Raw genomic sequence first — 12,010 nt, 5'->3', positions numbered from 1 at the left:
AAACATCTTGTTTTTAAAACCAGAAATATCAACTTTTATTTTTCGTATTTTCCTTTAATGTACACCCGTCCATAAATTAAAGGTTGTACATATGTCTTCATCTTCGGATATGACCAGTCAGCAGCGGATTGCCAAAGTCAGAACTGTCGTCATGCAGGCTGGCGAGGACCTGCGAGCACGATATCCCATCCTGAAACATCAAAATTTTATTGGTGCGAGTATTCTGGCTCTTGCCTGGTCAGGCATGATTATATCTGCGTTCGCCTTTTATTATGGATATCTGACTGCATGGATCACCATTCCACTGATTGCCATATTTGCATCCTTAACACATGAATTGGAACATGATTTGATCCATTACATGTATTTCAAAAAAATGCCATGGGCACATCATTTAATGCTGGCTTTGGTCTGGTTAGCACGTCCGAATACGATCAGTCCGTGGGCACGTCGTCGCCTGCATCTACATCATCATAAATATTCAGGAACTGAAAGTGACCTGGAAGAACGTGGTATCAGTAATGGTATGCCGTGGGGGATTCGACGTATTTTAGTGATCAGTGACCAGTTGATGTCAGTCTATCTGCGGCCATTTCAGATGTTCAAAATGATCCACCTGTTTCTGGAAAAGCAGCCTGAAAAAGAACGTAAAATTGCACAAATTTCACAGCTGCTTGGCTTTTTGCCTTTAAGTATTGCTTACTACGGTTTGTGTTATGTATTTGCAGTATTTCATATTTCCAATGCGATCGTACCCATGTTTGGTTATGAAATGCTGTGGTCACAAGGCATAATCGAGGCCATGCCATGGGTTAATTTAATGGCAGTCATCTGGGTGCTGCCGAACTTTATCCGTTCTTTTAGTTTACAGTTTGTCAGTTCAAATATGCATTATTACGGCGATATTGACCCGCGTGATGTAATCAAACAAACCCAAGTCTTGAACCCATGGTGGATGATGCCATTCCAGCTATTCTGCTTTAACTTTGGTGCAACACATGCGATCCATCATTTTGTCGTAAAAGAGCCATTTTATATCCGTCATATGACTGCCAAGACCGCACATAAAGTCATGAAAGAAGTAGGTGTGCGCTTTAATGATATTGGAACATTCCGTCGTTTAAATCGCTGGAATGAAATCAAAGCTAAGTAAAATAATAATGAAGTAAAATCCTGCTATAAGCGGGATTTTTTATTTCTATACTTTAATTTTGATACAGAATTATTAAGAAGAATTTTAAGCGGTATATATTGATATTGTGTTTTAATTTTTTGATTATTAATTGTTTTTTATAATAATGGCGAATACTTTTTTAAAATACTACAGCCATTATTAGGGGACAAGGCATAGAAATGGATAGAAATATAAATATGTGAATATTCATAAAAATTGACTATTAAGTTGTTACTTGAAAATTATAAACTGGGGTAAAATTCATCCTATCCTTATATAAATTAATCTATTATGTTGCTCAAAGCTGCTACGATTGCCTTAATACCTGCTCTAGTTATCCAGGGTAATCGCGTCAAGAAAAAAACGCTACGATTACCAGAACCTGCTGGGGAACGCGAAGGTCTGATTGGGCAGGGGAAACCTTTATCCATCCTGATTGTTGGTGATTCGGCAGCAGCCGGTGTCGGCGTAGATCATCAAGAAGACGCATTAACTGGGGCAATCTTGAGTCAGCTCCAGCAAGATTATCAGATTCGCTGGAAACTTCAGGCGAAATCGGGAGATACGACTTCCAATGTCATTCGCGTATTAGAAAAAATTCCGGCTGAACACTATGATGTTGTGGTGACTTCAGTCGGTGTAAATGATGTTACCAAGCTGATACCCGCAGATGTGTGGATTAAAAAGCAGCAGAAACTTTATCAGGCGATTGAAAGTCGCTTTAGTCCTGAGTTAATTATCGCGGCCGGTGTTCCACCCATGAACATGTTCCCGGCTTTACCAAATCCATTAGCCTGGTTATTTGGTCGTTATGCCAAAGCCATGAACTCTGAGCTGGAGAAATTTGTCAGCAAGAAAGCCAATATGCAGTGGATTGAGTACGATATCAAACAATATCAGGCACTCAATCTGGAAATGGCCCAAGACGGTTTTCACCCGAGTAAAGAAGTTTATACGCTTTGGGGACAGGAAGTTGCTACAAAAATCCGCCAAAAATTTTAGAATAGAATTTTTATACACTAATTTAGTGGAATTTTATGTCGGATATTGAGACCCATCCTCTAGAACCTTTTTTACCGGAAAATTCCAAACTTCTGATGATGGGCAGTTTTCCGCCACCAGAAACACGTTGGAAAATGCGTTTCTATTATCCAAATTATCAAAATGATATGTGGCGGATATTTGGTTTAATTTTCTTTCATAATAAAGATTACTTTCTGGATCTTGCCAATAAGAATTTTCAGGAGATGCTGATTCGGGAATTTTTGCTGGAAAAAGGTATCGCGATCTTTGATACGGCATACCAGATCCGGCGATTGAAGGGGAATGCTTCAGATAAGTTTCTGGAAATTGTTACGCCGACTGATCTTAACAAACTGCTTGTTCAGATGCCTTTATGTCATAGCATTATGACCACAGGCGATAAAGCAACCGAAACTCTGATGTTATCCATGCCTGAAGACACAGAAAAACCTGCTATCGGGCAGCCGAGTAAAGCACATTTTGCTGGACGCGAATTAAAACTCTATCGAATGCCATCATCATCACGAGCCTATCCATTGGCTTTGGAGAAAAAAGCGGAAGCCTATCGGGAATTGTTTAGAGATGCTGGACTGATTTAGGCTTTAGCGATAAATGTGAATGCGATACTTATACTGTTTACGTTAAAACTATCTTGATTGAAGCAAATATTTCATTTTGGGATTAAGAAAATAAAACAAATTCATACTTATAGTTAATTTCTAACTAATAGTAAGTATTAAATCTATGTATCCGGTATCATTTGTGGATATTCCACCCATTTAAAACCATGCGCCTGAAAATCCCGAACATGGGTAAAGTCAGACCAGATCAGGCGGCTGCCTTTGGTCCATCTTAATAGTTTTATTCTACGATGGACCAGCTCCAGTTCAGTTTCAGGTCGAAGTTCACTGATTTCCGCATATAAACGTACACCTGGATAACTGCTAAATTTACCGCTCATTAAAGATTTTAGCCAAAATGAGCGGTTACTATTTACTGCTTGAATACACGGTTTCGAACTATGTGGAAGGTTCTGTTTCAGGCTGGTACAGTAGCGGTCAAAGAAAAAGCCTGTGGGTTTATATTCATGTAAAAATAAAGTGCCGATGGGACTGCTTGTAGGAAATCCATCAGAGGTGATTGTAGATACCGAGCAGTGCATGGCAGCACGCTGGGCATCAGCAAAGACATTCCGGATCTTAAGCCAATCTTGAGGCTGAATATTTACCATCATAAGGTCATCTTCATTTTTTATTATTTTCATTAACATAGCATAGAGCATATATAAAATTGCTGAGACATTACGACTTACCATTCATCTCTATAGAAATTCTAAAATAAAAAAGGCGATTGAATCGCCCTAAAAGTTTTAAGTGATGGCTTTAAATATTAACTATCATATTCCACATAATCCCAAAGATTTAAACGGGATTTAATTTCACGACGAATATTCGGTAATAAAGGCAACAGCGTGCCATCGATCCATAAACTCAAAGCTTGTGAAGATAGTAATTGTTGCTGCTCATCAACCAGTTTCGCACCTTTGACGACGACCAAAGTTTCTTCATTAACTTCAGTTTCTACACCTTTAAACAGCACCTGCAGATCATAGCCAGAATCCTGAATCAGCCATTCCAGTTCAATCTGGATATTTTCATTGGACTGGATGATAGCCTGACCTTCAATCACCTCTGTATCAGAAATACAGTCATGCTCTACACGGATTTTGGCGAGAAACCACTCCTGAGCGGATAATTCTTGAAGGGTTTTGTTTGGTGTAAGGATATCATTTAACTTAAACTGGCGGCTTAAATCAAAAAATTGCATGGGAGTGTGGCGAAAAAACTTCACGAAAACTGGAAAAGTGTAATTTTAAGGCAATCTAGAGCTATGGTATAGATCATGACCGTATTGATCGAATAAACGTCTAAAACCTGCACAATTTTCAATTAATCCTAAAATTAACAATTTTTAAAATGAGGTGGAAATTCAATTTTGTCATCTGCTTGTCATTACATTGCCCATTCAGCCGGAAAAAGTCGTGACCAAATGCATCATAAAACGCTGGAATCGGGTTGTTTCAGGATCATGTGTAAATTTTAAAATTTTTCCGTCTTTCTGTTGGTCCAGCCAGATAATTTCCCCTTTATCATTCAGCTTAAGTTGATAAGCAATACGTGGCAGATATTTATCTAGTGATGCTGCAATTTCATTTTGAAGCTTCTCTGATTCGATCACCAGTCCGACTTCAGTATTCAGGCGTGCTGAACGGGGATCAAAGTTAAAAGAGCCGATAAAGACTTTGCCATTCGCATGGAAAAACTTGGCATGCAGGCTGGAGCTGTTTTTATTTTTAGCTGGAATCACATTACCTGTCATTTTCTCATACCAGGTACGTTCCCGACGTTCGATATAAGGTTTAAATTCCCAGATTTCTATACCATTTTTGAGTAATTGATTACGGTATTGCTGATAGTAGGCATGTACCACAGGCACATCATTCGCCAAAAAAGAGTTGGTGACAACTCGAATTTTCAAGCCATTTCGGGCACGCTTGCTCAGATAATCCGTTCCCCATTGGGTGGGAACAAAATAGGAAGACACCAAGTCTAACTGATTTTTTGGTTCACCCATCAGATCTAACATCTGGGTATAGATGAAGTCTTCATCATTTATCGTGTGACGTGCTTTTCTGGGGGAATCGGCAACAAAGTGCGCACTGGCCCATTGCACAGGTTGTGACTGTAATTGTTTGGCAATTTGTTGCTCGGCAATATTGACGCGACGCTGGGTTTCCTTGGCATCCAAACGGGTTTGAGCAAATAATTTTCTTAATTCAACCAAATCATCCGGTTTAGACCTTTCCTCTAAGATCTGCTGGATATCATAACTCAGCGTATCATTCCAGAAGTCGATAAAAGACTGGTTGGCATCTGTGACCGCATTGCCGGCAAAGAAAATATCGACATCGGTAAACTGAAAATCATTGCTGGCTTCAAAATATTCACTGCTGATATTACGGCCACCGGTGACAGCCACACTGCCATCGGCAATGATCAATTTATTGTGCATACGGTGATTCACTTTCTTTAAACGCAGCCCATAATCTAGGGCGCGAAAGTGACGAAATTTATAAGGATTAAATAATTTGGTTTCGATATTAGGATGTTGGCTCAGCGCAAGCAGTTTATCATCCAGCTGAGTACCATTCTGGTCATCAATTAATAGCCGGACTTTAACTCCGCGATCGGCGGCATTCAGCAACTGGGACAATACCAGATTGCCAATAAAATCATCGTTCCAGATATAATATTGCAAATCAAGATGATGCTTGGCGTGATTGATTAGGTGTAGCCGTGCTGCAATACTCATGAAACCGTCATATAGCGGTAAATAAGCGGTTAAACCTTCCTGAACATTTTCCCGGGCTTCGGTTTTTTGAATCCAGTGCTGGGATTGTACCGGTGTAATTTTTGCTTTAGTCGATGTGTTTGGATCTAACTCACAGCCTGTCAAAAAAATGGATAAGCTAATAAAACTGATACAAAGTATTTTAGTTCGGTGAGTCATTGAGTTTCCATTAATTATTTGGCTTTATTCTTCCCATATTAAGGATGTTAATGGTTGAATCTCAGAATAGAAAGAGGTTACTGTTAGTCATCTGTTAAATCAGCAAACAAAGGATAGTTTTAAATGAAATCACGTGCAGCGGTAGCGTTCGGTCCAGGCGAGCCATTACAGATCGTTGAAGTTGATGTCGCACCACCGAAAGCTGGCGAAGTTCTGGTAAAAATTAGCCATACGGGCGTGTGTCATACTGATGCCTTCACTTTATCTGGTGAAGATCCTGAAGGTGTATTCCCGGCAATTCTGGGCCATGAAGGTGCAGGTGTGGTGGTTGAAGTAGGTGAAGGTGTCACCAGCTTAAAACCAGGTGATCACGTGATTCCTCTATATACTGCTGAATGTGGTGAATGTCTGTTCTGTAAATCTGGAAAAACTAACCTGTGTGTTGCTGTACGTGCGACTCAGGGTAAAGGGGTAATGCCGGATGGCACCACGCGTTTCTCTTATAATGGCGAGCCAATTTACCATTACATGGGCTGTTCAACATTCTCTGAATATACCGTGGTTGCTGAAGTTTCTCTGGCGAAAATCAATCCGGAAGCAAATCATGAACACGTTTGCTTATTAGGCTGTGGTGTCACTACAGGTATTGGTGCAGTACATAACACAGCAAAAGTACAGGAAGGCGATACGGTTGCAGTATTCGGTCTGGGTGGTATCGGGTTGGCAGTAGTACAAGGTGCCCGTCAAGCCAAAGCCAGCCGTATTATTGCAGTAGATACCAATGCTGACAAATTTGAACTGGCAAAACAGTTCGGTGCAACCGACTTTTTAAATCCAAAAGACTATGACAAGCCAATTCAGCAAGTCATTGTGGAAATGACAGGCTGGGGTGTAGATCATTCATTTGAATGTATCGGTAATGTCGACGTAATGCGTTCTGCACTGGAATGTGCACACCGTGGCTGGGGTCAATCAGTCATTATTGGTGTCGCTGGTGCAGGTAAAGAAATTTCGACCCGTCCATTCCAGCTCGTGACTGGTCGTAAATGGATGGGGACGGCATTTGGTGGCGTAAAAGGTCGTTCACAATTGCCAGGAATGGTTGAACAGGCCATGAAAGGTGATATCCAGCTGGAACCATTTGTAACCCATACCATGCCGCTTGAGCAGATTAACGAAGCATTTGATCTGATGCATGAAGGCAAGTCGATCCGTACAGTGATTCATTTTGACTAAGCGGATTAATTTTAAAAGACCGGTAAATACCGGTCTTTTTTATGTTTATTTATTTTAAATTGGATACATTTGCCTCTTAAACCCTCACAGAGCTTAACTGAATCCGCACAAGCCTTCTAAAGTCATTTTAGTTCAAAGCTTTATAGTGATGAAAGCATATTGATATGCGTTAAGAAAACCATTTTCAACAATAAGGATAAACTCTATGTCGAATGATAATTTTGATCGTGATTTAATCAAGAATTCTCCGAAAGAAGTACGTGATGATTTAAATGCCGATCCAATTACTGGTGAACCGGGTGCGCATCCGGTAGGTACAGGTGTCGGTGCTGCAGGCGGTGCAGCTGCAGGTGCAGCAATTGGTTCTGCTGCTGGTCCGGTTGGAACTGCTGTCGGTGGCGTAGTCGGTGCAGTGGTTGGCGGGTTAGCGGGTCATGGTGTAGGTGAAGTGGTAAACCCAACCGAAGAAGAAGCATATTGGCGTGAAAATTCATTAAATACGCCTTATTATACTGAAGCACGTACAAGTTATAGCGATCTGGATTATGATCGTGATTATCATACGGCGTATCAGGTCGGTTATGAAAATCGTGCCCATTATGATGCTAACACCCGTTTTGAAGATGCCGAATCCGATTTAAGAATCAAATGGGAACAGGTAAAAGGCGAGTCGCGTCTGAACTGGGAGCAGGCTAAATATGCGATCCGCGATGCCTGGAACCGTGTTTCACGTTGATTCTGCTTTAATAATGAGTCACTGAATCTTGACAAGGTCTGAGGTAGCTTCAGATCTTGTCAAACTTTGGTATAGCTATGACAAATAGGTGGATTGATAAATAAAAATAGCCACACTAATAAATATTTTTTTACAATTTTTACTTGTCAAATACTGATATACCGCGTATTTTAAATTTCATATTCACATTTTTATGAATGACATAACATGCTCAAGCAACCTGTAAACTCAAACGCTTATTATTATTTCTGGCAGTTTAGATGATTGCCTGAATGCGTTCGGGCAAGTAAAAGGTTGCCCACCCAGTTTATACCTGATCGGCAACCCTGATCAGGTTTTTTTATGCTTGTTATATTTACTAATTTTGGAGACAGCCATGACTTACTTTAACTATTCATACTTTAGCAGCTTTTATTGGTTCTACTTTAACCAGTTGATGAACCTTAGCACCCAGACACATAGACCCATAAAGCTCAAATAAAAGTTCGGACTGTATTGATCAGTCCAAAGGATGAAAGTCATGAATAGCGTTATTACATCACAACAACAGCAAACTGAAACTCTATTAAGCCTGCCGGCAGAACTGAAAGCACAATTACCATTGTCTCCTCAATTGGCTGAACAGATTGCCGGACAGCGACAAACCATACAGAACATTCTAGAGGGTAAAGATCACCGTCTGATGGTGATTACCGGACCATGCTCCATCCATGATGAAGCCTCCGCACTTGAATATGCAGAAAAATTAAAACAGTTACAGGCTCAAATTTCTGATCAGATTTTCCTGGTCATGCGAGCTTACATTGAAAAGCCTCGTACCACAGTCGGCTGGAAAGGTTTCCTATACGATCCTGTACTGGATGGTTCATCCAATATGCAGCTGGGTCTGCAAAAATCCCGTGAACTTTACCTAAACATTATTGGCATGGGCTTACCGATTGCTTCGGAGATCCTTAGTCCAATGGCGACGGCATACTTCGATGATTTACTGGCTTGGGGTGCGATTGGTGCACGTACCAGTGAATCTCAGATCCACCGCGAAATTTCCAGCCATATGCCATACAGCATCGGTTTCAAAAATGGCACTGATGGTTCGATTCAGATTGCTTTAGATGCGATTCAGTCAGCTTCTCATCCGCATCAGTTCCTGGGCATGAGCCAATCGGGTTTACCATGTATTTTAAATTCCAAAGGTAATCCAAAAGCCCATCTGATTCTGCGTGGATCAAATAGTGGTCCGAACTACCAGTTATCTGAAATCGAGAAAATCAAAGCCAAACATTCAGCGGAATTGCCAGCATTAGTGATTGACTGTAGCCATGGCAACAGTTCCAAAAATCCGATGTTACAACCGGAGGTTTTAGAGCAGATCGTTGCAGAACGCTTACAGACCAATGTTCGCGGTGTGATGCTGGAAAGTCATCTGGTTGATGGCAATCAGAAAATTTCAAATGGTATGGTTTACGGACAGTCGGTTACAGATGGATGTCTGGGCTGGACAAAAACCGAACAACTGTTGTTAAATATGACAGATTCACTGCGACTGGAAGGTTTAAAGCGTAGTGCTTAAATTTACGGTCATGCCTTTCCTCACACTGTTGGGGGAAAGGCAAGAGCGAATGCTACTGAGAGGAAGACTGCTTATAAAGTTTCGATTAGCACCTTCACTATGTTGAACATACAGAATAATAATTCATTAAAAATATATTTATAAAAGCATCAAAAAAAATAAATGATTTCACAATAACAATAATTTTTCAGGATCTGCATCCAACCGTTTTATATCGCGCGATGGACATGATCTGAGGGACCTCGATATGTATACACCCGAATTGCTCGATGAAGCACGTAAATTTATGCACCATATGCTGACCAAAGTGGTTGAATATGGAGGTTCCGATCTTTTTATTACCGCAGATTTTCCACCAAGTATCAAACAGCAGGGCTTGATGAAGCCTTTTGGTCAGCAAAAACTGGCAGCCGATAAAACCCGTTTGTTTGCCTATGTTTTAATGAATGAACGACAGATCAAGGAATTTGAATCAGTGATGGAATGCAATTTCGGTATCAGTGTACCGGGTGTATCACGCTTCCGGGTCAATGTCTTTCAGCAACAGCATAATGTTGGGATGGTAATCAGAACCATTACTACGGAGATTCCAAGCCTTCAGCAATTAGGACTACCAAACTCTTTGCAACAAGTGATTATGGAAAAACGTGGGCTGGTTCTGATTGTAGGTGCGACAGGTGTTGGTAAATCCACCACACTAGCAGCCATGATTGATCACCGCAATACCTATTCTGAAGGACATATTATTACCGTAGAAGATCCGGTGGAATACGTCTATCAGCATAAAAAGTCCATGATTACTCAACGTGAAATTGGCGTAGATTGTGTTTCCTGGCATAACGCGCTAATCAATACCATGCGGCAGGCACCGGATGTGATCGTGATCGGTGAAATCCGGGATACCGAAAGTATGGAGCATGCGATTGCCTTTGCTGAATCCGGTCATCTGTGTTTGGCCACCCTGCATTCTAATAATGCCGATCAGGCTTTAGACCGAATTATTAATTTCTTCCCGGAAGAACGCCGCAATCAGCTGTTAATGGATTTATCCGCCAATATGAAAGCGATTGTCTCTCAGCGTTTGGTCCGTACTGAAGATGGCAAGGGGCGTCGTGCCGCAGTCGAAATTATGCTGAATACCCCATTGGTATCGGATCTGATTCTGAAAGGTGATTTCCATGAATTAAAAGCTATTATGGGCAAATCACGTGAACTTGGTATGCAGACTTTTGATCAGGCATTATTTGATCTTTATAATGAAGGTGCGATTTCTTATGAAGAAGCATTGCGTAATGCTGATTCGACCAATGAACTTCGTCTGCAAATCAAACTGAAAAGTACGCGTGCTAATCCAGCCATGAATAATACGGCCACCGCATTTAGCATGGTGGAAGAGAAAAAGCCGGACAATGAAACGGATGAAGATACCAGTAGCACAGAACAAAGCTTATAAATCTGAGAGGCTAAGTAAAAAACCGACATGAAATAAGGTCGGTTTTTTATTGCTGGATTAAGCTATAACAGTTGTACGTTGAACCACGAATTTAAAATACAGTAGGCTCAGGGCTGTTAGAGCGGCACAAATAATAAAGGCGAAGCTGAAGCTTTGCTTGGTAATCATCATCCCAACGACTAATGAGCCAATGGCAATGCCGATGTCGTAACAGGTGTAGAAAGTCGAAGTGGCATAGCCAATCCGGTGCTTGGGAGCACGTTGAATGGCGAGAGTTTGCAAGCAAGGTTGAGCACTGCCAAAACCCAATCCGATCAGTACGGCTGCCAGCATAAATCCAGTCAGGGTATGAATCTGACTTAAAACCAATAGCCCCAGACTAAAGGTAAGAACCGCAGGATAAATTACATATTGTGGACCTTTAAGGTCATAAATTTTGCCAGTAATCGGGCGTAGGCTCATCATGGAAATGGCAAAAACTACAAAGAATAAGCCTGCGTACTGCATCAGATGAATTGAACTGGCAAAGGGGGCAATAAAGGACATGATGCTGGCATAAGAGAAGGATATCATCATGGCCATTAAGGCAATGGTCAGGGATTTTCTCTCAACAAAATCACTTAAACCCAACTTGGTTTTTTCAGCTTCACTGTCTGGTTGTTTGACTTCTTGCACCGGAATTAGAAAGCAGAAGATATAACCGATAAAGATCATGGCTACCAGTACAGCAGTCACCATGGTATAGCTTAAATAAGGAATAAGACTTAGGCCAATGAGGGGGCCGAGTACAATTCCGAGATTCATCGACATGGCATAATAGCCCATGCCTTCGCCTCGGCGACTATCCGAAATAAACTGGTTTACCACAGGAACACAAACGGTAGTGAGGATACTAAACCAGACTCCATGGATTAAACGCAGAATATATAAATTGGTCATATTGCTAATAAATAAATAGCTAAAAGCAATAAAACAGAACATCGTCGCCGAGATAATTAAAGTACGGCGCTGTCCCAGTTTTTCAATAATCAAACCACTAAATGGGCGGATCAAGATTGCAGAAACCATGAATAGCGTCAGGGTTAATCCGGCTTGGGTTACGCTGCCCCCAAGTTCTTTAAGAATATAAATCGGTAAAATCGTAGTTTGAGCAAAATAAAAAATAAACAAAAACAGATTATTTGCCAGACAAAGCAAAAAGGACTTTGTCCACAACGGCGTTACAGTTGCGTTCATCATGATCCAGAA

The 12,010-nt window shown here is 41.0% G+C and carries 10 protein-coding genes and 1 pseudogene; 7 read left to right on the top strand and 4 right to left on the bottom strand.

All coding sequences use genetic code 11. The annotated features are described in order from the left end of the window. Positions 1 to 91: 91 nt before the first annotated feature. The 3 genes from HADU_RS14070 (at position 92) to HADU_RS14060 (ending at position 2,796) form a co-directional block, all read left to right on the top strand. The gene (locus HADU_RS14070) at positions 92 to 1,153 is read left to right on the top strand and encodes a fatty acid desaturase (protein WP_008307398.1); all 1,062 of its coding nucleotides are present in this window, start codon (positions 92 to 94) and stop codon (positions 1,151 to 1,153) included. 312 nt (positions 1,154 to 1,465) lie between these two features. Next, the gene (locus HADU_RS14065; RefSeq protein WP_008307396.1) at positions 1,466 to 2,176 is read left to right on the top strand and encodes an SGNH/GDSL hydrolase family protein; all 711 of its coding nucleotides are present in this window, start codon (positions 1,466 to 1,468) and stop codon (positions 2,174 to 2,176) included. Positions 2,177 to 2,211: 35 nt separating this feature from the next. After that, positions 2,212 to 2,796, top strand: a complete 585-nt coding sequence (locus HADU_RS14060) for a uracil-DNA glycosylase family protein (RefSeq protein WP_008307394.1) — start codon at positions 2,212 to 2,214, stop codon at positions 2,794 to 2,796. 143 nt (positions 2,797 to 2,939) lie between these two features. Here HADU_RS14060 and HADU_RS14055 read toward each other — a convergent pair whose 3' ends face one another. The 3 genes and pseudogenes from HADU_RS14055 to HADU_RS14045 form a co-directional block, all read right to left on the bottom strand. Beyond that, entirely contained in the window at positions 2,940 to 3,461 is a 522-nt protein-coding gene (locus HADU_RS14055; protein WP_050977189.1) for a hypothetical protein, read from the bottom strand. Positions 3,462 to 3,586: 125 nt separating this feature from the next. After that, positions 3,587 to 4,024 carry a hypothetical protein gene (locus HADU_RS14050; RefSeq protein WP_004809530.1) on the bottom strand — a complete coding sequence of 146 codons (438 nt, stop codon included), beginning with the start codon at positions 4,022 to 4,024 and terminating at the stop codon, positions 3,587 to 3,589. Positions 4,025 to 4,209: 185 nt separating this feature from the next. Continuing rightward, positions 4,210 to 5,767: pseudogene (locus tag HADU_RS14045) on the bottom strand (phospholipase D-like domain-containing protein). 123 nt (positions 5,768 to 5,890) lie between these two features. Between HADU_RS14045 and HADU_RS14040 the strand changes: the two are divergent. From HADU_RS14040 to HADU_RS14025, 4 genes are all read left to right on the top strand, one after another. Beyond that, a complete protein-coding gene (locus tag HADU_RS14040) occupies positions 5,891 to 7,003 on the top strand; it encodes an S-(hydroxymethyl)glutathione dehydrogenase/class III alcohol dehydrogenase (RefSeq protein WP_004895024.1) in 1,113 nt (370 codons plus the stop codon). A 205-nt stretch (positions 7,004 to 7,208) separates the two neighbouring features. Further along, positions 7,209 to 7,739 (top strand): hypothetical protein, encoded by a 531-nt coding sequence (locus tag HADU_RS14035; protein WP_004809525.1) that lies wholly within the window; start codon positions 7,209 to 7,211, stop codon positions 7,737 to 7,739. A 520-nt stretch (positions 7,740 to 8,259) separates the two neighbouring features. Further along, positions 8,260 to 9,309, top strand: a complete 1,050-nt coding sequence (locus HADU_RS14030) for a 3-deoxy-7-phosphoheptulonate synthase (protein WP_034593041.1) — start codon at positions 8,260 to 8,262, stop codon at positions 9,307 to 9,309. 247 nt (positions 9,310 to 9,556) lie between these two features. Then, positions 9,557 to 10,762: a PilT/PilU family type 4a pilus ATPase gene (locus HADU_RS14025; RefSeq protein ID WP_008307385.1), complete on the top strand. Its 1,206-nt coding sequence runs from the start codon at positions 9,557 to 9,559 to the stop codon at positions 10,760 to 10,762. 57 nt (positions 10,763 to 10,819) lie between these two features. On the opposite strand, the gene HADU_RS14020 is transcribed toward HADU_RS14025, so the two are convergent. After that, entirely contained in the window at positions 10,820 to 11,998 is a 1,179-nt protein-coding gene (locus tag HADU_RS14020; RefSeq protein ID WP_008307383.1) for an MFS transporter, read from the bottom strand. Between the last annotated feature and the right edge of the window lie 12 nt (positions 11,999 to 12,010).

Source organism: Acinetobacter sp. HA (assembly GCF_000264725.1).
GTDB lineage: Bacteria > Pseudomonadota > Gammaproteobacteria > Pseudomonadales > Moraxellaceae > Acinetobacter > Acinetobacter schindleri.
This window is presented reverse-complemented; position numbering and strand designations above follow the sequence as displayed.